General features: G+C 63.7%; 20 protein-coding genes. 5 read left to right on the top strand and 15 right to left on the bottom strand.

Annotated elements, in window-relative coordinates; all coding sequences use genetic code 11:
- Nucleotides 1-50: 50 nt before the first annotated feature.
- From E8E95_RS20560 to E8E95_RS20595, 8 genes are all read right to left on the bottom strand, one after another.
- A complete protein-coding gene (locus tag E8E95_RS20560) occupies nucleotides 51-719 on the bottom strand; it encodes a TIGR04211 family SH3 domain-containing protein (RefSeq protein WP_280353472.1) in 669 nt (222 codons plus the stop codon).
- Nucleotides 720-1,563: 844 nt separating this feature from the next.
- Nucleotides 1,564-2,214, bottom strand: a complete 651-nt coding sequence (gene nfsB / locus E8E95_RS20565) for an oxygen-insensitive NAD(P)H nitroreductase (protein ID WP_280353475.1) — start codon at nucleotides 2,212-2,214, stop codon at nucleotides 1,564-1,566.
- 137 nt (nucleotides 2,215-2,351) lie between these two features.
- Nucleotides 2,352-3,107, bottom strand: coding sequence for a hypothetical protein (locus E8E95_RS20570; protein WP_280353478.1), 756 nt, complete (start codon nucleotides 3,105-3,107; stop codon nucleotides 2,352-2,354).
- A 96-nt stretch (nucleotides 3,108-3,203) separates the two neighbouring features.
- Nucleotides 3,204-4,721, bottom strand: coding sequence for a DUF5666 domain-containing protein (locus tag E8E95_RS20575; RefSeq protein WP_280353480.1), 1,518 nt, complete (start codon nucleotides 4,719-4,721; stop codon nucleotides 3,204-3,206).
- Complete coding sequence (locus tag E8E95_RS20580; protein WP_280353483.1) at nucleotides 4,718-5,572, bottom strand: DUF6502 family protein; 855 nt, start codon at nucleotides 5,570-5,572, stop codon at nucleotides 4,718-4,720. Before E8E95_RS20580 ends, E8E95_RS20575 begins: the two co-directional genes overlap by 4 nt.
- Before the next feature lie 200 nt (nucleotides 5,573-5,772).
- Nucleotides 5,773-6,456 (bottom strand): hypothetical protein, encoded by a 684-nt coding sequence (locus E8E95_RS20585; protein ID WP_280353486.1) that lies wholly within the window; start codon nucleotides 6,454-6,456, stop codon nucleotides 5,773-5,775.
- Between the two features lie 546 nt (nucleotides 6,457-7,002).
- Complete coding sequence (gene katG / locus E8E95_RS20590; protein ID WP_280353488.1) at nucleotides 7,003-9,198, bottom strand: catalase/peroxidase HPI; 2,196 nt, start codon at nucleotides 9,196-9,198, stop codon at nucleotides 7,003-7,005.
- Between the two features lie 299 nt (nucleotides 9,199-9,497).
- Nucleotides 9,498-10,418 carry a LysR family transcriptional regulator gene (locus E8E95_RS20595; RefSeq protein WP_280353490.1) on the bottom strand — a complete coding sequence of 307 codons (921 nt, stop codon included), beginning with the start codon at nucleotides 10,416-10,418 and terminating at the stop codon, nucleotides 9,498-9,500.
- A 193-nt stretch (nucleotides 10,419-10,611) separates the two neighbouring features.
- Between E8E95_RS20595 and E8E95_RS20600 the strand changes: the two genes are divergently transcribed.
- Both E8E95_RS20600 and E8E95_RS20605 read left to right on the top strand, forming a co-directional pair.
- A complete protein-coding gene (locus tag E8E95_RS20600) occupies nucleotides 10,612-10,818 on the top strand; it encodes a 4-oxalocrotonate tautomerase family protein (RefSeq protein ID WP_077521251.1) in 207 nt (68 codons plus the stop codon).
- Nucleotides 10,819-10,895: 77 nt separating this feature from the next.
- Nucleotides 10,896-11,924, top strand: coding sequence for a D-cysteine desulfhydrase family protein (locus E8E95_RS20605; RefSeq protein ID WP_280353493.1), 1,029 nt, complete (start codon nucleotides 10,896-10,898; stop codon nucleotides 11,922-11,924).
- Nucleotides 11,925-11,997: 73 nt separating this feature from the next.
- Here E8E95_RS20605 and E8E95_RS20610 read toward each other — a convergent pair whose 3' ends face one another.
- Nucleotides 11,998-12,210 (bottom strand): hypothetical protein, encoded by a 213-nt coding sequence (locus E8E95_RS20610; RefSeq protein WP_280353496.1) that lies wholly within the window; start codon nucleotides 12,208-12,210, stop codon nucleotides 11,998-12,000.
- Nucleotides 12,211-12,496: 286 nt separating this feature from the next.
- Between E8E95_RS20610 and E8E95_RS20615 the strand changes: the two genes are divergently transcribed.
- The gene (locus E8E95_RS20615; protein ID WP_280353499.1) at nucleotides 12,497-13,228 is read left to right on the top strand and encodes an SDR family oxidoreductase; all 732 of its coding nucleotides are present in this window, start codon (nucleotides 12,497-12,499) and stop codon (nucleotides 13,226-13,228) included.
- A gap of 160 nt (nucleotides 13,229-13,388) precedes the next feature.
- Here E8E95_RS20615 and ampC read toward each other — a convergent pair whose 3' ends face one another.
- From ampC to E8E95_RS20630, 3 genes are all read right to left on the bottom strand, one after another.
- Nucleotides 13,389-14,486 (bottom strand): class C beta-lactamase, encoded by a 1,098-nt coding sequence (ampC, locus tag E8E95_RS20620; protein WP_280353698.1) that lies wholly within the window; start codon nucleotides 14,484-14,486, stop codon nucleotides 13,389-13,391.
- Between the two features lie 194 nt (nucleotides 14,487-14,680).
- Nucleotides 14,681-15,904, bottom strand: coding sequence for a redoxin family protein (locus E8E95_RS20625; RefSeq protein ID WP_280353501.1), 1,224 nt, complete (start codon nucleotides 15,902-15,904; stop codon nucleotides 14,681-14,683).
- A gap of 59 nt (nucleotides 15,905-15,963) precedes the next feature.
- Nucleotides 15,964-16,230 (bottom strand): DUF2790 domain-containing protein, encoded by a 267-nt coding sequence (locus tag E8E95_RS20630; protein WP_280353503.1) that lies wholly within the window; start codon nucleotides 16,228-16,230, stop codon nucleotides 15,964-15,966.
- Between the two features lie 222 nt (nucleotides 16,231-16,452).
- Here E8E95_RS20630 and E8E95_RS20635 point away from each other — a divergent pair, with 222 nt between their 5' ends.
- Both E8E95_RS20635 and E8E95_RS20640 read left to right on the top strand, forming a co-directional pair.
- On the top strand, nucleotides 16,453-17,193 hold the full coding sequence (locus E8E95_RS20635) for a response regulator (RefSeq protein ID WP_120651170.1): 741 nt from the start codon (nucleotides 16,453-16,455) through the stop codon (nucleotides 17,191-17,193).
- Nucleotides 17,193-18,500 carry a HAMP domain-containing sensor histidine kinase gene (locus tag E8E95_RS20640; protein ID WP_280353700.1) on the top strand — a complete coding sequence of 436 codons (1,308 nt, stop codon included), beginning with the start codon at nucleotides 17,193-17,195 and terminating at the stop codon, nucleotides 18,498-18,500. The genes E8E95_RS20635 and E8E95_RS20640 overlap by 1 nt, the downstream gene beginning before the upstream one ends.
- Nucleotides 18,501-18,760: 260 nt before the next feature.
- Here the strand turns inward: E8E95_RS20640 and E8E95_RS20645 are convergent, their stop codons facing one another.
- From E8E95_RS20645 to E8E95_RS20655, 3 genes are read right to left on the bottom strand one after another with little or no spacing between them, the layout of a single operon-like run.
- Nucleotides 18,761-19,183 (bottom strand): organic hydroperoxide resistance protein, encoded by a 423-nt coding sequence (locus E8E95_RS20645; protein WP_280353507.1) that lies wholly within the window; start codon nucleotides 19,181-19,183, stop codon nucleotides 18,761-18,763.
- A 60-nt stretch (nucleotides 19,184-19,243) separates the two neighbouring features.
- The gene (locus tag E8E95_RS20650; protein WP_280353509.1) at nucleotides 19,244-19,990 is read right to left on the bottom strand and encodes a putative DNA-binding domain-containing protein; all 747 of its coding nucleotides are present in this window, start codon (nucleotides 19,988-19,990) and stop codon (nucleotides 19,244-19,246) included.
- Nucleotides 19,983-20,831, bottom strand: a complete 849-nt coding sequence (locus tag E8E95_RS20655) for a DUF692 domain-containing protein (protein ID WP_280353511.1) — start codon at nucleotides 20,829-20,831, stop codon at nucleotides 19,983-19,985. The genes E8E95_RS20650 and E8E95_RS20655 overlap by 8 nt, the downstream gene beginning before the upstream one ends.
- Nucleotides 20,832-20,835 lie beyond the last annotated feature (4 nt).

Below are 20,835 nucleotides of genomic sequence, written 5' to 3' on the forward strand. Positions count from 1 at the left end.
AGTGCCCCTTCATCGGGACTGGCTCGCTGATTGCTCGGCGAGCCAGCCGATCAGACCCACTGATCGTTACGCTTGCGCCGCACTCGCAGGAAAGTCGGCAGGATCAACCCGGCCAGCAGTCCCGCGCCAGCGATGCTGCCGCCGTAGACCATGTAGCGCATGAGCACCTGCTTGTTCTCGTCGCCCAGCTGTGCCTGCGCATCACGCAGTTCGGAGCGCGCCTGGGTCAGTTCGGCATCCAGTGCCGAGCGCGCTGCCTGCAGCTCGTCGATCAGCTTCTTGCGTGCATCCAGCGTCTCCTGCATGCCCTGAACGCGGGATTTCCACGAATCGTCGATGCCGGCGAGCTGCGCACTGAGCTCCGTCACTTTCTGCTCGAGCTGCGGCAGTCGCTCGGCCTGGCCGGGCACTTCCTGCAGGTCACGGCTGGGAATCCACACACTGCTGCCGTTCTGGCCGCGAACCTGGCTGTAGTCGCCCTGGGTCGTGAGCAGCTCGACTTTCTGCCCGGAAGAGAGCGTACCCACGATGCGATATCCGTCAGTCGGTCCGCTACGAACGTAGGTCGTCAGACTATCGCTCACCCAGCGCTCGTTGCCGGCGGGTTCCTCGGCGTGGGCCGATCCCCCGGACATCAACAGGCCACCCAGCATGAGGGCGCCGAAGGCACGGGACTGGAGCGGGGAAACACGGGCGTGGAAACGACGGGACAGGGTCATGGGCAATCTTCACATGGCGATGGGGACAAAACCCGGCAAACGGGCATGAAAAAAGCCGGCCAGGCAAATTGTTCCGGAACGGTAAGCGATCAGGATGGAACGGAAGGCAGCGAGTCGCCCAGGTAGCGAAAAGCCATGCAATCCACCCAGTGGGCCGACAGCAGACAGACCGCGTACGTGTGGATTGAGTTCACTCGTGGCAAAAGTGCGGGATGGACGGTCTGCCATGACACCGACCCTGTAGGGGCGAATTCATTCGCGAAGCGAACCGCAGGTCCGCCAATCGTTGGGCTTCGCATAGCTCAGCCACAACCTACGGTTTCAAAATCCGAGCGGGCTCGCAACAGCCCTCACCCCCGGCCCCTCTCCCAATGGGCGAGGGGTGACTCGCGCCAGCTATGTCCTGCCATGGCACCAACCCTGTAGGGGCGAATTCATTCGCCAAGCGGGCCGCAGGTCCGCCTATCGTTGGGCTTCGCATAGCTCAGCCACAACCTACGGTTTCACAATCCGAGCAGGCTCGCAACAGCCCTCACCCCCGGCCCCTCTCCCAATNATTCATTCGCCAAGCGGGCCGCAGGTCCGCCTATCGTTGGGCTTCGCGTAGCTCAGCCACAACCTACGGTTTCAAAATCCGAGCGGGCTCGCAACAGCCCTCACCCCCGACCCCTCTCCCAAGGGCGAGGGGTGACTCGCGCCGGCACCGCCCTGCCATGGCACCAACCCTGTGGGGGCGAATTCATTCGCGAAGCGGGCCGCAGGTCCGCCAATCGTTGGGCTTCGCGTAGCTCGGCCACAACCTACGGCTCCACTCCGAGCGGGCCTACCACAGCCCGCATTAGCCTCAGAGGGTGGTGATGACGCGTTCCGAAGGCAGGCGCGATTTGGGCAGGCCTGCGTTGAAATCCGTCTCGCTGCGGTGCCCCAGGGCCACCATGACCACGCTGGTGTAACCCTGCTCGCGAAGGCCCAATTCGGCATCCAGCGATTGCGCATCGAAGCCCTCCATCGGCGTGGCATCCACGCCAAGAGCCGCGGCACCGAGCAGCAGCGTGCCCAGGGCGAGATAGGCCTGTTTCTCCATCCAGTGCTGCAGGTCCTTACGCTCGCGGTGCAGATTCACATACGTCTGCCGGGTGCGCAGTTGTCCGGCACGGGCTTCCTCGTCACGGAAGCGACCGTCTTCCTGCTCCTGCTCCAGAACCTGCGCCAAATGGGCATCGGACATGTCCGTACGGGCGCAGATGAGGATCACGTGCGACGCGTCCAGGACCTTGGGCTGGTTGTAGGCGAAAGGCCCTTGGGTACCTTTGGCGAGACGGGCCTTGCCTTCGTCAGTGCCGGCGACCACGAAGTGCCAGGGCTGGGAATTGACCGACGAGGGCGCCTGCCGGAGCAGCGCCAGCAGCTCGTCGATAGTCGGCTGGGCAATGCGCCGAGCCGGGTCGTAGGCCTTGGTCGTATAGCGCTGGCTGGCGAGGGAAGCGGGATTCATGGTTGCACTCCGGTTTTCGGTGACGGTATGGGCGCGGAGTGTGACGGGGATGTGCAGGCGCAAACAGCGGCTGGATGGAGAAGGACTTTCAAAAGAAATACGAAAATGAATCACGCTCAGCAGTTATTTTCATCCCGTCAGAACCTGTGGCTCAGCATCACACCGCCACCGGCGTCCGGACTCGCATCGGAAAAGCCTGCCAGTGCGTACACCTGGACCTTCCATTCGGCGTCGAGTCTTTGTGTCAGGAACAGGGTGAATTCCTGGATTTCGTCGCCATCGGAGGTCACTTTCTGTCGCCAGTCATACGCGGCGCCGACGGAAGTCGCCGGTGCCACGCGCGTAACCAGGCCCAGCGAGGCGAAAATCGGGTCGCGGAAGTCGGTGTCGGACGGATCGCCGAACTTCTTCCAACCTAGGGTGGCGAAGCCACTGAATGCACCGAAGCCCTGCGTCAGGTCCACCTGGGCCGAAAAGTCGGTCTCGCCGGTACCGAGGCAGTGATCCTCATCGGCTGTCGGCAGCTTCACTTTGCCTATCAGGTCCACCAGCAGGCTGCCCCCGTCACTGCCGTCCAGCAGTGCGTAGTCGGCGCTGCCCACCGTGTCGCCAAGGCCGCTTTCGTCGCTGCCGCAGTCGTCGCCCGCCAAGGGTTCGCCGTCCGGCCCCACGGCAGGATTGGTGATGCGCAGATAAGGAATGGTCAGCTTGTAGATCATCGGCCCGGTTTCATATTTGCCGACTACCGGGACGTACCAGGTTTCGCTGACGGTCGGCGTCCCGTACTTCCCTCGTGAGTAATCAAGCCCGGAAGTCAGCGTGAATTCATCCGCAAGGGCCGGTGCCGCCAGGAAAGCCAACAGGATTGGAGAAATAACGCGCGTGGCGGGCATGCTTACCTCGTTGCGCTCCAGGAACGGTGGCGCCCCGCTCGGTCGGGGTTTCCTCCAGAGTAGCTGGCGCGCCGGATTACGCTCCGGCCGCAGCGACTAGTGGGGGCCGGACCGGTCCACCCGCTCCACCTCTTCCGGGCGTTCCACCGTCTCCGGACGCTCGACCTTCTCGACCCGCTCTACTTTCTCTACCTTTTCAGGCTTCTCGACCTTTTCCGGCTTCTCGACGCGCTCCACACGCTCGATCTTTTCCACGCGATCCGGCTTATCGGGACGATCCGACCGCTCGATCTTCTCGATCCGTTCGATTCGCTCGACGCGCACGCCATTCTCGAAAATCTCGATGCGTTCGCGGGTTTCCACACGGTCAGCGGACTCTCGGGTTTCTATTCGTTCCCGGCGTTCCAGCTCTCCGGATGCGGACTCTACCTCCCGCTCTATCCGTTCTCGCGTCTCGCCGGCGTCGTCGCGTCCGCTGGATTCAGTCCTCACCCGCTCCACCGAATCATGGCTGCCACTGCCGGAATTCCCACTTCCATGATGTTCCGACTCCGACTCCGTCTCACCGGAACCCGATCCACTGTGGTCCGAGCCCTGCCGAATGGAGCCGGCGGGGTTATCGCGGACGAATTCGATCCGCTCGGCCTTGATGCTCCGCCCTGCCCCGATCACCCCGGCAACGCGTACGCGTTGGTCGACCGCCAGCTCCGTCGACCGCCCACCGCTGAATGCAGTGCCATGTCCCAGTTGCACGGTGAATCCGCCCAACTCGACGCGATCGCCGTGCTGCCTATGCACCAGCCCTTCCACGACCACATTGCGTACGCGTCCCTCGAACGGCAGGCCCGGATCGACCCGGCTCTGGACGACATCCAGTTGCCGGCCGTTCCAGTTGCCTCGTACCAGCACCTCTACGTTGGGAGCCAGCCGCTTGTTGGTCAGGGCGAGCCCCTGGAGTTCGCCTGGCCGCTCGATGGCGCCGATGGCGCTGGCCTGGGCGAGCTTCGGTGCCCGGTCGATCCGGCTGGCGACGACTTCACCCGTGGCGTTGCGCAGACCGCTGACGCGCACCGCATCCCCAACGCGCAGCCCTGATGTCACGCGGGCGTCGCCGGCAATGCGAACGGGCTGCCCCATCACTCGCAGCGGCGCGTTCGCCGAGGCGACCGCCGTAACCGGGCCTTCGTAGGCATGGAGGATGGCGATGTTCCGTGCCACCAGTCCTCTTGCCGATGCGTGGGCTTCGACGGCCACGACTTGGCCGATGGCCAGTTGCCCGGTACTGGCTGGCACGCCGTTTTCGCTGAGCGGCACCTTGCTGTCGTAGTGGACTTCCACGCCGTTGACGCAGATCGAGCCGAATCCGGTGATGGTGCCCACGATGCCGGTACCCCCAATGCCACCCTCGTCAGCGGGTGCACCGGTGCCGCCTATTCCTCCGTGATCCGCAGGCGCGACAGGCGCCCCGGTACCGCCTATGCCCCCGGTAGCCACCGCACCGGTGCCGCCCATGCCACCCGGATCAAGGCAAACCGGAGCGGCGCTTGCAGGTAGGGAAAGCAGCGTCCCGCCAAGCAGGGCCAGGGCGCAGAGGAAACGTGAGGCGATGTTCATGGCTTGCGGGCTGCTTCAGGCCGGGAGGCGTCGGCTGGACTGCCTTCAGTGTAGAAATAAAGGCCGATAGTGATGCGTTGCCGCGCCTCCGGTTTTGGCACGTCGCGCTCCTCCAGTTCCGCGGCCAGTTGGTTGAAACCGATCAGCACCTGCATGCCTTCGGCGCTGACCGCCTGGCGCAACTGCTCGACCGCAGACGGCGAAAGGCTGTCGTAGTGGACGCTGCGTTCGAAGAAGGGCTCGCCCTCCTCCGTAAGGTTGTGCACGGCCGCGCACGCATGGTCATGCAGGTTGTGGCGGAAATACGCTGCCTTCTCGTCGAATCCGCGCTGGGGAATGAAGGCCATGGTCTCCAGGTGCACACAATCCTGCTCGTCGATCCGCACAATGCCCAGGCGCTGCCACTCGTCCAGCACCACGCGGGCACGGATGTCCTTGCTGACCGTGGCCACCAGCCCATCGAAGGAGCATTCCCTGCCGCTGCTGGCGAGGCGCGGTAAAGGCAACGGGCGTCCGGGTTGCTTGCAGAACGGTGCATTGTTCAGCCAGACGCTGACCAGGTGCGCGCCCAGGGAGATGTTTTCCGGGAGAGGGTTTTTCTCGTCGGCCGCCCCACTGCGCAAGCGCTTGACGTCCTTGCGATGGACGCCCGTGAGCAGGCTGATGCGGCTGTCGGTAGGCGGTTTGTCGTCCAGCCGAAATTCACGCTCGGCCACGTTGACGAAGATTTCCTTGAGCAGCTCGGCGAAGCAGTTGTAGGTGACCCCTTTCCTCAGCATCAGCCTCACCAGCGGCCGCATGACGTGCTGGAGCGCCGGCAACAACGAGGGCGGGAAAGCGGGCAACTGCATTCAAGGTGCTCCTGTCGATAGCAATACTCATATGTTGCGCGGGTAGACGTTCCCGGCAGCCTGCCCTGAACGTCACCCGCTGTTATCGACGGTGCTGACTGTGCCCCCGTTCCTTCAGGCAATCGCACCGCCTATATGGCCAGGCGGGTCACACGGGCACCGGTGCCACTCCGGGTCCCGTGCAGCCGCGGGCTGGCCGCTCAGACTCCGCCCCGATCATCTCCGACGTCATGGTCAGGCCCATCATCTGCGCCTTGGCCCACGCCATGTGCTTCGCCGACATCGTGATCGGGGCCGTCGTCCGCCCCCCGTCCCACACCGTGCGCTTCGCCGACATCGTGGTCAGCACCATCGTCTGCGCCATGTCCGACGCCATGTGCCTCACCGACGTCATGGTCCGCACCGTCATCGGCACCATGGCCTACGCCATGGGCTTCGCCGACATCGTGATCCGCACCATCGTCGTTGCCGCGACCGCTGTGCGCACTGCCCGGTCCACTATTGCCGCCGTGTCCACTGGCGGCGCCGTCGCCGCTGTGACCGGACCCACTGTGGCCACCACCACCATCACCGCCGTGGCCACTTCCACTGCCGCCTCCACTGCCACCACCGCTCCCACCACCACTGCCGCCGCCGTGTCCTCCGCCGCTTCCGCTGCCGCCGCCGTGCCCACCGCCATGCCCACCGCCGCCGCCACCGCTGCCGCCGCCACTACCGCCACCGCCGCCGCTACCTCCGCCACCACCACCGCTGCCACCTCCGCCGCTGCCTCCATCTTTTGCGTAAACACTGGAGAAGCCGCCGATGTAGTCAGGGACCAGAACGGTCGAAGCCGATAGAACGCCGCCAATGGCCAGCGCCAGCAAACACTTCTTGAGCAGCATGATGAACCTCCGAACGGAGTTGCGTAGTCATCTCCCTATCGAACGCAAGCATTGGAAAATGGGTTACCGCATCCTGAAAAGCCAGTGCCCAACCCGCTCAACTCTTGCATGCGAAGCTTGAAATCAATTTCAGATTTCGCATGCTCCTGTAAGCCGGTTTGTATTTTGGTGTGGGATTTTTTCCCACGTCTTGAGGCTAGCCCCGACTGATCGAGTGTCAACGACCGATCATCCGGAGTTGTATTTGTAGGAGCGAGCTTGCTCGCGAAGCACTTGAGCCCGCCCATTTCGCGAGCAAGCTCGCTCCTACATATTCGGTCCGTGCAGAACCCAGGCTTGCCGTGCAAAACCAGGCGGAGCTCTGCGCCAACCACTGAGAATGCGGAGTTGTACCTGTAGGAGCGAGCTTGCTCGCGAAGCGCTTGAGCCCGCCCGAAGCGCTTGAGCACCCTTCGGCCAAAAGAAAGCCGCCGACAGGAATGTCCTGTCGGCGGCGTGGGTCAGGCAAGTAATGCGGCAGGCCCATCCGGACCTGCCTTTTCACCCTTACTTCAGGTCATAGCGGTCCGCGTTCATCACCTTGGTCCAGGCGGCTACGAAGTCGCGCACGAAGGCCTGCGGCGAGTCGGAACTGCCGTAGTACTCCGCGATGGCCCGGAGCTGGGCGTTGGAACCGAAGATCAGGTCGACTACGGTTGCGGTCCACTTAGGCGCGCCGCTGCTGCGGTCGCGACCTTCCAGTACATTCGGATCGGACGCAGACCGCTCCCACTTGGTCCGCATGTCCAGCAGGTTCACGAAGAAGTCGTTAGTCAGCGTTTCCGGGCGTGTGGTGAATAGGCCGTGCTGGGACTTGCCGTAGTTGGCGCCCAATACACGCAGGCCACCCAGCAGTGCCGTCATTTCCGGCGCGCTCAGTTTCAGCAGCTGGGCCTTGTCCACGAGCATTTCCGCCGCCGAATCCTCGTAGCCCTTCTTCACGTAGTTGCGGAAGCCATCGGCGAGTGGCTCCAGGGGTGCGAAGGAATCCACATCGGTCTGCTCTTGCGAAGCATCGGTGCGGCCGGGCGCGAACGGCACGGCCACATCCACACCGGCTTTCTTCGCTGCGGTTTCGACACCCACGCCGCCGGCCAGCACGATCAGGTCAGCGAGCGAGACTTTCTTGCCGGAGGCGTTGAAGTCCTTCTGGATGCCTTCCAGGGCGGAAATCACCTTGGCCACTTCAGCCGGCTGGTTCACCTCCCACGCGTTTTGCGGTGCCAGACGCAGGCGCGCACCGTTGGCGCCGCCACGTTTGTCGCTGCCACGGAAGGAAGATGCGGCGGCCCAGGCGGTACTCACCAGTTGCGAAACCGACAGTCCGCTCGCGGCGATCTTCGCTTTCAGGGCGGCTACATCCTGGTCATTCACCAGCGGGTGGTCGACGGCGGGAACCGGGTCTTGCCAGATCAGTTCTTCCTTCGGCACCAGTTTGCCGAGATAACGGCTGCGCGGGCCCATGTCGCGGTGGGTCAGCTTGAACCAGGCACGGGCGAAGGCGTCCGCCAGCTCCGCAGGGTTGTCCTTGTAGCGACGGGAGATCTTCTCGTAGGCCGGGTCCATGCGCATCGCCATGTCGGCGGTGGTCATCATGGGTGCGTGGCGCTTGGACGGGTCGTGGGCATCCGGCACCAGGCCGTCTCCCGTCGTCCCCTTGGGCTTCCACTGATGGGCGCCAGCCGGGCTCTTGGTCAGTTCCCATTCGAAACCGTAGAGGGTTTCCAGGTAGCTGTTGTCCCATTTGGTCGGCGTCGGCGTCCACGCGCCTTCCAGACCGCTGGTGATGGCGTCGCCCGCGATGCCGCTGCCGTGGGTGCTCTTCCAGCCGAAGCCCATGTCGGCAATATCGCCGCCCTCGGGCTCAACCCCTACCTGTGCTGCATCGCCGGCGCCATGGCACTTGCCGAAGGTATGGCCACCGACGGTGAGGGCCACGGTTTCCTCGTCGTTCATGGCCATCCGGGCAAAGGTCTCGCGGACGTCACGCCCCGAAGCGACGGGGTCGGGATTGCCATCCGGGCCTTGCGGGTTCACGTAGATCAGGCCCATCTGCACGGCAGCCAGCGGGTTCTCGAGTTGACGGTCTCCGCTATAGCGGCTGTTGGGTTTGTCGCTGGTGGCCAGCCATTCCTTCTCGGCGCCCCAGTAGACGTCTTCTTCCGGTTCCCAGATATCCACGCGGCCGCCGCCAAAGCCGAAGGTCTTGAAGCCCATGGATTCCAGCGCGACGTTGCCGGTCAGCACCAGGAGGTCGCCCCAGGACAGCTTGTTGCCGTACTTCTGCTTGATCGGCCACAACAGGCGGCGCGCCTTGTCGAGGTTACCGTTGTCCGGCCAGCTGTTGAGCGGCGCGAAACGCTGGTTACCGGTCCCCGCACCGCCACGGCCATCCGCGATGCGGTAGGTACCGGCAGCGTGCCAGGCCATGCGGATGAACAGCGGGCCGTAATGGCCATAGTCAGCCGGCCACCATTCCTGCGAGTCGGTCATCAGGGCATGCAGGTCCTTGATGACGGCGTCGAGGTCGAGGGTCTTGAATGCTTCGGCATAGTTGAAATCAGCCGCCTGTGGATTGGAAGCAGGCGAGTGTTGATGAAGGATCTTGAGATTCAGTTGGTTGGGCCACCACTGCGCATTCGATGGCATAACACCCGCACTCACATTTTTCCCTGCGAACGGGCACTTTGCTTCACTGGACATGCTTATCTCCTCTCTCTTTTGTCATCAGCCAACCAGTCTATTCAGCTTGGAATCCAGGCGCCGACCCAGCCAATAGGTTTTGGAAATGGCATTGATAGTAGACAAGGAATGTGAAATCGATACGGGCGCAGCCCGCCGGCGCAAGGCCTACGGCGCTGGGGGAGCGGTGATATCCCATGGGATATCAAGAGCTTCCGGGACTTATCACAGGGAGTGCTGAGCCTGTTCGGGAAGATGATGAAACGATCTTTCAGCCATAGCCGAATTCAATCGCCGGGCCGGTAAAAGCCTCCCACCGATCAGACCTTCCACTCCCGCTGGCACTCCATCAGGAAGTCGACGAAAGCGCGCAGGCGTAACGGTACGTGGCGTCCATGGGGATACAGCAAGGTGTAAGGGCGAGAGCGACCGCCGAATTCCGGAAGCACCTCCACCAGTGAACCCTCTTCCAGGTCCCGTTCGACAATGAAGCGATAGGTCTGGAACAGCCCGGCGCCGTGCCTGGCCAGGGTCACTCCGCCCAGCACATCGTCCGAGCAACAGTAGTTGCCGTTGGCGAAGATCTCCCGCTCCTTGCCGTCCTCGGTGAACAGCCAGGAGATACGTCGTCCGCTACTGGGCAATTCGAACTGGATGCAATCGTGCTGTTCGAGGTCGCCGAGGCTGGTGGGCGTCCCGGCGCGGGCGAGGTAGTCCGGCGTGGCGATCACCACCAGTCGCGCATCTTCCAGGTGCCGGGCGATCAGCGTCGAGTCCGGCTGGGCACGCACACGGATCGCCAGGTCATAGCCTTCCGCGACGAAGTCGATGTTGCGGTTGCTCAGGTGGATGTCGATCTTCACGCCGGGGTGGCGTTCGCGAAAGCGGGACAGCAACGGCAGGATGCGGTAATGCCCGTACGTGGTGGGAATGCTGATGCGCAATTCACCGACGGGTTCGAGCTGCTTGCCCATCACTTCGCGCTCGGCTTCGACCAACTGGGTCAAGGCTTGCCGGCATTGTTCGAAGTAGGCACGGCCGCCTTCCGTGAGGCGGATGCTGCGTGTAGTACGCACGAACAGGCGCGTACCCAGGCGCTCCTCCAGCCGCGAAATCGAACGGCTCACGGCCGCCGGCGTTACCCCTGCCGAAAGCGCAGCAGCCGTGAAACTCCCCGCCTCCGCGGCGAGACAGAAGAGCTCGATGCTGCCCAGCTGGATGTCATCGAAATGCCGTTTCACGATTCATTACACCGAGTATCAACTGAAGTATCCGAGGCTACATTTATCCGCCCATGCGGCACAAATATAGTGCGGGTGCTTCCGCTCAGCGAAGCCGTCCAGGCCTACCCTCTGTTGGTGGCGAAACCGTACCGTGGGCGCAGTCGTCCTGTTGCCCCGGTGTTCACTGAAGCAACTCCGTAGGAGCCAAAACATGCCATTCGTCAGCGTTCGTATCACCCGTGACGGCGTTACCCGGGAGCAGAAAGCCCAGGTCATCGCCGAAATCACCGACACCCTGCAACGCGTGCTCGGCAAGCGCCCGGACCTCACCCATATCGTCATCGAAGAAGTGGACACCGATAACTGGGGCTACGCCGGTATCACCACCACGGAGTACCGCAAGAACCAGCCCGGATGACCCGCCCGTGCCCTGCCCCACCCGGTATTCGCCGGGTGGGCAATCCATGACGTCGCAACACCACAGGAGCAGCCTGCATGTCGAACGATCTCGGTCACCTGGATGCGTCGCTCGCACGCTACGCCAGGGTGACGTTGCTGGAAGGCGCGACGCCCATCCAGCGCCTTTCACGCTTGAGCGCCCTTCCCGACCTCAATGGTTGCAACCTTTATGTGAAACGCGATGACCTGACGGGTCTGGGTGGCGGCGGCAACAAGCTACGCAAGCTGGAGTTCCTGCTCGGCGAAGCCCTGGCCGAAGGTGCCGATACCCTGGTCACCTGGGGCGGCCTGCAATCCAATCATGCGCGCCTCACTGCAGCCGTCGCGGCTCGTCACGGCCTGGCCTGCGAATTGATCCTGGCCCCCTCCGCCGTGCGCTCCGACGACGATTTCCGCCATGGCGGCAACCTGATTCTCGATGGCCTGTTCGGTGCGACCCTCCACCGCCTGCCGGAGGGCGCATCGCCCGACGCCTACGCGGCCGAGCTGCAGGACAGGCTCAGGCAACAAGGCCAAAAACCCTTCTTCATGCCCCTGGGCGGCTCCAGCCCGAGAGGCAGCCTGGGCTATACAGCCTGTGCGCTCGAAATTCTCCGCCAGGCATCAGCCCTCGGCCTGGAGTTCACGCAGATCATCATTCCCAACGGCAGCGGCGGAACCCACGCTGGGCTCTTGGCGGGCATTGCGCTGGCGGGTGCTTCTACGCGTATCACCGGCTACACCGTACTTGCCACCGAGGAGCAGGCGCTGACGGCTACCGTCGACAAGACCCGCCAAGTCATGCAGCTCCTCGATTCGTCATCCACGCTGGATGAAAGCTTGGTGCGGATCGACGGGAGCCAGCGTGGCGATGCCTATGGCGCACCTACCGAGGCGATGCTGGAAGCCACCCGACTGCTGGCCTCCCACGAAGGATTACTGGTCGATCCGGTATACGGCGGCAAGGCATTCGCAGGCTTGCTGGCCGCGGTCCGGCGGGGTGATTTCCCGGCGGGCAGCAACCTCCTCTTCGTCATGACCGGCGGCCTGCCGGGGATCTTCGCCTACCGCTCGGCCTACGAGTAAGGGATGCGGCCGGGGAACACGCCCGGCCGATGCCCGCCCTTCAAAGGATTACCCTCCCCCGCACGGCCTGCCGTCAGACTTGTGCGCGCTCGATCGGCGCTTCGAGCGAGTCGCTTGCCATGCCATCCCTGCCCGCCTCTGGCAACGCCTTCCGGCTGCCGAGCGGAGTCGATTGGAAGCACACGCCGCTTGAATTGCGCTGATTCTCGGTGGCGGCGTTCGTATGCACGGCGACACCGGCCAGGGAAAAGGCTATGGACGTCAGGAAGCTTTTCAGGGTTTTCATCGATTTCATCCCACGGAGGTCGTGGGCATCAGTCTCTACGGCGCGGATGCCCTCGATGTGTCGCACCGTGGCTACTTTGCACACCTGTGTAAGCCCCGGCCGCCCAGATACAGAAGCGTACAAATCGGCTCGCCAGCGCCAAGGCGATTAGTTACACCGCGTATCAACTAAAACAAGGCAAAGCGGATTTTTAGACTTCAAGCGCATGAATATAGTCCTCCCCAACAGCGAACCACTTACCGGACCCGCTGAAGAAGCCCCCGACTATCTCTGTGAGGAACACACCATGAGCAAGAAAACCGCAATCATCACCGGCGCATCCAGCGGCATCGGCCTGGGCCTGGCCAAGGCCTTCATCGACAACGGCTACAACGTCGTCGGTACTGCCCGCTCCAGCGAGCGCCTCGAGGAAGCCGCCGCCAGCCTGGGCAATCCCGCCAGCTTCATTGGCGTCGCCGGTGACGTTGCCGATCCGGCCACTGCCCGCAACGCCTTCGCCGCGGCAATCGAAGCCTTCGGCAGCGTGGACGTGCTGGTCAACAATGCCGGCTTCTTCCTCCCGAAACCCTTTGTCGACTACACCCCGGAAGATCTGGAAGGCCTGCTGGATACCAACCTCAAGGGCGTCGTCTACACGTCCCAGGTAGCGGCGGCGCACATGCAGCAGCAAGGCGGTGGGCACATCATCAATATCTCTGCGGCGGTCGCCCTGCAGCCGAACATCAATGTACCCGCAGCCCTGCCGGTGCTGATCAAGGGTGGCGTCAACCAGCTGACCCGTGCCCTGGCCCTGGAGCTGTCGCCGCACAACATCCAGGTGAACGCGGTGGCCCCCGGCATCATCGACACCCCGATGCACGACCCGGCCGCTCGCGACTTCCTCAACAACCTGGCGCCGTCCGGCCGCGTCGGCACCGTCCAGGAGATCGCCGATGCCGTGCTGTACCTGGCCAAGGCCGACTTCACCACCGGCGTCGTCCTGGCCGTGGATGGCGGCATGAGCACCGGCAAGTGGTAATCGCCTGAAGGCAAAAAAGGGAGGCTTCGGCCTCCCTTTTTCATGGGGACCTGTAGGAGCGAGCTTGCTCGCGAAAGATTTGCGCCCGGACTGTTCGCGAGCAAGAACTCGGCATCCCCCTCGCTCCTACACGTTCGGCGATTGAAATAGCCCCTACAACCTACGGCTTCGCGTCCAACTCCCCGAGAATGCGGTACGCCAGCTTCACCCGCTCTTCGTTCGGATAGTTCTTGTTCGCCAACAGCACGATGCCAAGCTTCTTCTCCGGAATGAAGGCCACATAGGCCCCGAAGCCATTGGTCGAGCCGGTCTTGTTGACCCAGACCGCCTGTTGCGGCGCCAGGGGCGGCGTAAGGGACGTGACGGCATGACTTTCAAGGGCCATCCGGCTGGCATTGCCTTCCAGTAGCGTTTGCAGCGCCACCGGGTAGTCGTACTGCTCCCAGATCAGGTCCTGGGTCATGGCGCCCAGCCTGTAGTAGCCGGTGCGCGTGGCGTCTATCGCCTTCTGCAAGGCGCCATCCATTACAACCAGGCCCAGGTTGGCTTCGACGAAATGCAGCAAGTCCTTGCTGCTGGTCTTCACGCCATAAGCTTCTGCCGCCAGCATCGCCGGGTTCACCCGTACAGGCGCGTCCTGCTTGTCGTAGCCTTGGGCGTAATGCGGCATCGCACTGGCTGGCACGTCGATCCAGGTGTTACCCATGCCGAGCTTTGGCAGCAGGTCGCGTTCCATCGCCTGGGCATAGGGCACGCCCAGGCTCTTGGCGGCAATCACACCCAGCAGTCCGATGCTGGGGTTGGCATAGGTGCGGTAGGTGCCCGGAGCGAACTGGGGTTTCCAGGCGCTGAAGTAGTCCATCAACTGGCGTTCGTTGCGGACGTCATCGGGCAATTGCAGAGGAAAGCCGCCAGCGGTATGGGTGGCGAGATTGAGCAGCGTCACCTGGTCCATCCGGCTGCCCTTGAGCGCCGGCAGGTAGTTGCTCGGGCTGTCGGTGAGCGACAACTTGCCACTGGCTGCTGCGTAGGTGGCCAAGGTCACGGTCAGGGTCTTGCTGATGGAGCCCACTTCGAACAGCGTGTCGCCGGTGACAGCCTCGCCGGTGGCCTTCGATGCCACGCCATAGTTGTAGAAGCGTCGCTCGCCCTGGGCGATGACGCCAATGGCCAGGCCCGGAATGCCGTACTGCTGCATCACCTGGCGGGCGGCCTGATCGACGCTGGCGTCGATGGCTTCCGGCGCATCCTTCGCCATGGCCTGGCCGCCGAGCAATGCTGCAAGGCTCAACAAGAAAATCTGTGCGCGGCACGTTCCTGTCGGGCGCATAGAGGTCGTCCTTCGATCATGGATAAGGGCGGAGGAACCTACCATCTCGGGCAAGTCCCTCCAAAACACCTTTACCACCAGGTATTGCGCGGCGCCTCCTGCAGCCGCGCACCTGGATCAGATCAGCTTGCGGTCTTCCCCGCTTCCGCTCGTTCCTGCAGCAGCTTCTGGATGATCGCCTCCTGGTCGTCATAGTCGCCTTCACCGATATGCAGGTGACGGACGCGCCCGTTGGCATCGATGAAGTAATGCGCCGGCCAGTACTGGTTGGTGAAGGCATTCCAGATGCGGTACTGATTGTCGACGGCCACCGGGTGCTTGACGCCCAGGCGATCGATCGCCTCACGCACGTTGTCGATCTTCCGTTCGAAGGGGTATTCGGGCGTGTGCACACCGATCACCACCAGGCCCTTGTCGGCGTAACGCGCGGCCCACTGGTTCACGTACGGCAGGCTGTTGCGGCAGTTGATGCAGTCGAAGGTCCAGAAGTCCACCAGCACCACCTTGCCAAGCAGTTGTTCGTTGCTGAGCGGCGGGCCGTTGAGCCACTGGGTCGCTCCCTGCAGCGATGGCATGGCGCCCAGGTCTGGCAGTTGTTCGATGCTGTCCGCACGGGCACTGCCTACCACGCTCTCCAGCACGGCAGGAACACCCTCGATCACCTTGCGCTCAAGTTCGGCCGCCAGCCGGGAAGACCCCACGCCGGACAGCTGGTCAGTGGTGCCCGTGGCAATGCCGACGACCGCCAGCAACGCCACTGCACCGGCGCCGCGACGCAGCCATTCCACCGCGCCCAACGACAGCTTCGCCCGCTCGAACACGCCACGCCCGAGGAAGATCAGCCCTCCCATCGCCACGGCACCGCCGAGCCCATAGCTGAGCAGCAGCAGACTGGTGGAGGCACTGGCGCCGTTGAGCATGGCACCGGACAGGATCAAACCCAGAATGGGGCCGGCACAGGGCGCCCAGAGCAGGCCGGCGGCAAAACCCATCAGCCAGGCCGAAAGCGCTGGCGGCAGGCTGCGGGCATCGCCTTGCAGGCGGTCGCCCAACCACACCCAGGGGCGCGACAGCCAGGTGCCAATTCGCGAAGAAAGCAGGGCCGCCGCCGAGGCGGCCAGCAACACCAGGGCGAGATAGCGCCCCCACTGGCTGGCGTTGATCACCCATTCACTGGAAACCACCGCGAGGCTGGCGAGTACGGCAAAACCGGAGGCCAGCCCTGTCAGTGTCAGCAGTGGCAACCAGGCGGGACCGCCGGCACGGGAGAACAACAAGGGCAGGACAGGCAGTACGCAGGGGCTGAACAGGGTCAACACCCCGCCTAGAAAGGCAACGAGCAGCATAGGCACCTCGGTGGCAGATGTGGCCCGGTAATCACCGGGACGGAGTCAGGCGTCGAGTGTCAGTTTTCGTTGCCGCAGACGCTGGCATGCTTGCGGTATTCCAGGCTGTGCAGCTTGCCCTTGGAGTCCAGGTAATCCATGCGCGCATCGACCACCTGGCATAGAACCGAGGGTGCCTCGCGCAGCGACACTACTTTGCTGACATCCAGGTGCGTTCCGTAACGGTACGGCTCCGGCTTGACGCTGTCGGCGGCCTGCGCCGTAACGCTGATGGCATTGAAGGTGGCTGCCAGCAAAACGGCGGTGCCCAGGGTTGCGAGTTTCATGCTGATCTCCCGACCGATTGAGTAAAGGGACGGATGCAAGGGGGCATCCGCTGGGTACCCATTTCATTGCGGGGAGGTATCGACGATGTGTCCGGTGCCGACCGGGATTGCGCTGGCAGGTATCAGCAAGCGCGGCGGATACAGTGAAATACAAAGGGTGGCGGGCAAGCGCGGGAATGCCCGATACACTGGGCGTCGAACAGCCACTAACGAGGTTTTTCCATGGACCATGTCGATCACATCCTGGTCGTTGACGACGACCGGGAGATTCGCGAACTCGTCGGCAATTACCTGAAGAAGAATGGCCTGCGCGTCAGTCTGGCGGCCGATGGCCGGCAGATGCGCGCCTTCCTCGAGGCCAATACCGTCGACCTGATCGTCCTCGACATCATGATGCCCGGCGATGACGGCCTGCGCCTGTGCCGCGAACTGCGCGTGGGCAAGCACAAGGCGACCCCGGTGCTGATGCTGACAGCGCGCAACGAAGAGACCGACCGCATCATCGGCCTGGAAATGGGCGCCGACGACTACCTGACCAAGCCCTTCTCGGCCCGTGAACTGCTGGCGCGGATCAACGCCGTGATCCGCCGCACCCGCATGCTGCCGCCGAACTTGCAGATCAGCGAAAGCAGCCGGTTGATCGGCTTCGGCAAATGGCGCCTGGACACCACCGCGCGCCACCTGCTGGATGACGAAGGTACGCTGGTCGCCCTGAGCGGCGCGGAGTATCGACTGCTGCGGGTATTCCTCGATCACCCGCAGCGCGTGCTCAGCCGCGAGCAATTGCTCAACCTCACCCAGGGCCGCGAGGCTGACGTGTTCGACCGCTCCATCGACCTGCTGGTGAGCCGTCTGCGTCAACGCCTGCAGGACGATGCGCGCGAATCCGCCTACATCAAGACGGTGCGCAGCGAGGGCTATGTCTTCTCGCTACCCGTGCAACTGATCGAGCCCACGACGTGATGGCCCTGCCCCGCTGGCCAACCACCCTGGCCGCCCGCCTGGCGCTGATTTTCCTCACGGGGCTGGTGCTGGCCTACGGGATGTCGTTCGCCTCGCAGTTCTACGAGCGCTACCAGACCGGGCGCGACGTCATGCTCGGCAACCTCGAACACGACGTGAGCACTGCCGTGGCGCTGATCGACCGCTTGCCGGCGGAGGAGCGTGCCACCTGGTTGTCGCTGTTGGAGCGGCGCAATTACCGCTATCGGCTCGATGCGGGTACGCCGGGCGAGCCCATGGACATGACCCAGCCCCACATGGCGGCCAGTTCCATTGCAGAGGCGATCGGCCAGCGTTATCCGCTGCGTTTCGAAAACATTCCCGGCCCGCGGCCGCATTTCCAGGCGCACCTGACATTGAGCGACGGCCGCCCGTTGACGGTGGACGTCACTCCGGGCCCCATTCCGATGGCCCAGTGGCTGCCGGTGATGCTGATCCTGCAATTGGCGGTACTGCTTTTTTGCACCTGGCTGGCAGTCCGCATGGCGATCCGTCCGCTTACCCGTCTCGCAGAGGCCGTGGACCATCTCGACCCGGACACGCCCGGCCCCGAACTCGACGAGCGCGGTCCTCAGGAAGTCTCCTACGCGGCCCGCGCTTTCAATGCGTTGCAAGGACGCATCGGTGCGTACCTGAAAGAGCGCATGCAGTTGCTGGCCGCCATCTCCCACGACCTGCAGACCCCCATCACGCGGATGAAACTGCGTGTGGAGCAGATGGACCCCTCCCCGGAGCGCGAGAAGCTGTGGAGCGACCTGAACGAAATGCAGCATCTGGTGCGTGAAGGCGTTGCCTACGCCCGCAGCATGGACGGTGCCAGCGAAGCGCTGTGCCGGGTCGACCTCGATGCCTTCCTCGACAGCCTCGTGTGCGATTACCAGGACAGCGGACAGGCAGTGACCCTCGCTGGCTTTAGCGGCCTGCTGCTGGAGACCCGCCCCCATGCTTTCCGCAGAGTGCTCAGCAACCTGATCGACAACGCGCTGAAGTTTGGCGGCAGCGCGCAGGTGGCCGTGCAACGAGATGCGCACGGCAAGGTACAGGTGCTGGTGAATGACAATGGACCGGGCATCGCCGAAGAGGACCTGCAGGAGGTCTTCAAGCCGTTCTATCGCGTGGAAAGCTCGCGCAACCGCACCACCGGCGGCACCGGCCTTGGCCTGGCCATCGCCCAGCAACTGAGCCAGGCACTGGGCGCACGCCTGACCTTGGCGAACCGCGACGGCGGCGGCCTCTGCGCACGGCTGGAGCTAAGTGCCGCAGACTGAGGCGGTACCTGCCTGCAAGAATTGGTGGATAGAAGAGCACTATCCACCCTACGGGCCAGCTTCGCTGGCCAATCGCGAATGAATTCGCTCCTACAGCGAACAGCCTGCCATTCGGCGGCTCTTCGTAGGGGCGAATTCATTCGCCATGCAGGACGTAGTCCTGCCGTAGGTTGGTCCGAGGAACGAGGCCCAACATTGCCACCGCAATGAAAAAAGCCCGCGTGCTCTCGGCACGCGGGCTTTGGGCTGGCCGAATTCGATCAGGGAATGTCGAAGGTCACCTCGATGTTGTCGCGGGTTGCCTTGGAATACGGGCAGAGCTGGTGTGCCATTTCGACCAGGCGGGCTTTGTCATCGCTCGCCAGGCCCGGCAGTTCCACCCGCAGCTTCGCCGCCAGGGCAAAGCCGCCGTCGGCGGTGTTGCCCAGGGCGATGTCAGCGACCACCGCCACATCGTCCGGCAGACGGATTTGCAGGCTCTGACCGGCGCGGCGCAGGGCACCGATGAAGCAGGCCGACCAGCCGACGCCCAGCAGTTGCTCCGGATTGGTTCCCGGTCGCCCCGAATTAGGCGGGCTCAGGAGCACGTTCAGCTCGCCGTCGGAGGATTCACCGCGACCATCGCGGCCACCGGTGGTGCGCGTCTGGGCGGTATAGAGGGTGCTTTGCAGGATTGCGGTCATCAATGTGTTTCCTGGGTACAGGGAAGGTAGCGCCGGCGGACGCCGGCATTTGTCTGCGCCTCAGATACGGGTGCCAAGCACCACGCCCTGGGCGCGCAGGTTTTCCAGCAGGGCCAGGCCTTGCGGCAGCAGGTCCTCGCTGTGCACGCCTATGGCCTCGGCCAGGGCGTGGAGATGTTCATGGCCGGAGCAGTCACGCTCCTGCAGGGACATGAGCAGCGCATGGGCAAGCGGTGCCAGGCGCGAGAAGTGGATGTTCTTGTAGACACCGCGCCGTGCCAGCACCAGGGTCGGCTGATCAGGCACGTCGTTCGGCAAGAAGTCGGGACCGATCTCGCTCACCGGCCACTGATAGGCCAGCGGCCAGGCCAGGCTGGACAGCACAGGAGTACCGTCGAGCAGGCTGCCCTCGGGGTCATGATCCGGTTCGCTGCTGTCGCTGAGGAGCAGCGCGGCTTCCACCCACTCGTAATGGGCCAGTTCCGGCAGCCAGGCCGGCAGTTCGAGCGCGTCGGCGCCGCCCTCCTCCAGATAGCTGACGAACTCACCGGAGATTTCAGTGAACAGCGGCGTCTGGCAGCGGTAATCGGCAAAGAAGGCCTCGATCAGGGCCTGCCAGCGCTGCGCACCGAGGCTGGCGCGGATGACCGGAAAGCAGCCCGCGAGCAGCGAGTCCACATTGCCGAAGAACAACCGGCGGTACACAGCCAGGCGGCGCGGTTCGATACCGGGAGGCGGGGCATTGTTCTGCGGGTCGCGCACATGACGCGCCATGCTCATCAGCTGTTCATGCAGGACTTCATGCACGGCGCACCTCCGGCCACGAAAGGGCTGCCTGTTGGCGTACGCGAATCTGTTCGACCTCGCGCAGCAGCTCCGCCAATGGCGGGAAATTGAAGTCACGCTCCAGCAGCGTCGGCAGCGCACCGAAGCGCTGGTAGGCCTGTTCCAGCAGCGACCAGACGTCGCCCTTCACTGTGGCGCCATGGGTGTCGATCTTCAGGTCCGGCGCTTCGTCGTAATGACCCGCCACATGCAGGTAGACGACCCGCTCCGCCGGCAGAGCAGCCATGTACTCGCTGGCGTCGTAACCGTGGTTGATCGAGTTGACGTAGAGGTTGTTGACGTCCAACAGCAAGTCGCAGTCGGCCTCCTCCAACACCGCGCGGAGGAAATCGATCTCCCGCAGGGCCTGGTAGGGCGCGGCGTAGTAGGAAATGTTCTCCACGGCGATGCGTCGTTCCAGGGCGTCCTGGGTCTGGCGGATGCGCGCGGCGACATGGCGTACCGACTCGTCGGTAAAAGGCAGCGGCAGCAGATCGTAGAGCTGGCCATCGTCCGAGCAGTAACTCAGGTGCTCACTGAAGAACGCGACCTTGTGTCCGTCGAGGAACTCGCGGATGCGCCGCAGCAGCTCGCGATCCAGTGGTGCCGGGCCGCCGAGGGAAAGCGAGAGGCCATGGCAAGCCAGCGGGAAGCGCTCGGACAGGCGCGCCAGGGCGTCTCCGTGGTGTCCACCGACATGGATCCAGTTGTCCGGGGCGCACTCGAGGAAATCCACGGCACCGGCATCCATCGCCAGTAGCTCGGGCAACAAGGCACGGCGCAAGCCAAGGCCTGCGCCCTGGGGGAAGGCAGCAGCGTTCATGGGT

It is taken from the genome of Pseudomonas sp. BN414, assembly GCF_029871275.1.
Taxonomy (GTDB): domain Bacteria; phylum Pseudomonadota; class Gammaproteobacteria; order Pseudomonadales; family Pseudomonadaceae; genus Metapseudomonas; species Metapseudomonas resinovorans_C.

Coding starts and splice junctions, on each gene's coding strand:
- E8E95_RS20560 (WP_280353472.1), bottom strand. CDS start 719: ATGACCCTGTCCCGTCGTTTCCACGCCCGTGTTTCCCCGCTCCAGTCC.
- nfsB (WP_280353475.1), bottom strand. CDS start 2,214: ATGAATCCCGCTTCCCTCGCCAGCCAGCGCTATACGACCAAGGCCTAC.
- E8E95_RS20570 (WP_280353478.1), bottom strand. CDS start 3,107: ATGCCCGCCACGCGCGTTATTTCTCCAATCCTGTTGGCTTTCCTGGCG.
- E8E95_RS20575 (WP_280353480.1), bottom strand. CDS start 4,721: ATGAACATCGCCTCACGTTTCCTCTGCGCCCTGGCCCTGCTTGGCGGG.
- E8E95_RS20580 (WP_280353483.1), bottom strand. CDS start 5,572: ATGCAGTTGCCCGCTTTCCCGCCCTCGTTGTTGCCGGCGCTCCAGCAC.
- E8E95_RS20585 (WP_280353486.1), bottom strand. CDS start 6,456: ATGCTGCTCAAGAAGTGTTTGCTGGCGCTGGCCATTGGCGGCGTTCTA.
- katG (WP_280353488.1), bottom strand. CDS start 9,198: ATGTCCAGTGAAGCAAAGTGCCCGTTCGCAGGGAAAAATGTGAGTGCG.
- E8E95_RS20600 (WP_077521251.1), top strand. CDS start 10,612: ATGCCATTCGTCAGCGTTCGTATCACCCGTGACGGCGTTACCCGGGAG.
- E8E95_RS20605 (WP_280353493.1), top strand. CDS start 10,896: ATGTCGAACGATCTCGGTCACCTGGATGCGTCGCTCGCACGCTACGCC.
- E8E95_RS20610 (WP_280353496.1), bottom strand. CDS start 12,210: ATGAAAACCCTGAAAAGCTTCCTGACGTCCATAGCCTTTTCCCTGGCC.
- E8E95_RS20615 (WP_280353499.1), top strand. CDS start 12,497: ATGAGCAAGAAAACCGCAATCATCACCGGCGCATCCAGCGGCATCGGC.
- ampC (WP_280353698.1), bottom strand. CDS start 14,486: ATGGCGAAGGATGCGCCGGAAGCCATCGACGCCAGCGTCGATCAGGCC.
- E8E95_RS20625 (WP_280353501.1), bottom strand. CDS start 15,904: ATGCTGCTCGTTGCCTTTCTAGGCGGGGTGTTGACCCTGTTCAGCCCC.
- E8E95_RS20630 (WP_280353503.1), bottom strand. CDS start 16,230: ATGAAACTCGCAACCCTGGGCACCGCCGTTTTGCTGGCAGCCACCTTC.
- E8E95_RS20635 (WP_120651170.1), top strand. CDS start 16,453: ATGGACCATGTCGATCACATCCTGGTCGTTGACGACGACCGGGAGATT.
- E8E95_RS20640 (WP_280353700.1), top strand. CDS start 17,193: ATGGCCCTGCCCCGCTGGCCAACCACCCTGGCCGCCCGCCTGGCGCTG.
- E8E95_RS20645 (WP_280353507.1), bottom strand. CDS start 19,183: ATGACCGCAATCCTGCAAAGCACCCTCTATACCGCCCAGACGCGCACC.
- E8E95_RS20655 (WP_280353511.1), bottom strand. CDS start 20,831: ATGAACGCTGCTGCCTTCCCCCAGGGCGCAGGCCTTGGCTTGCGCCGT.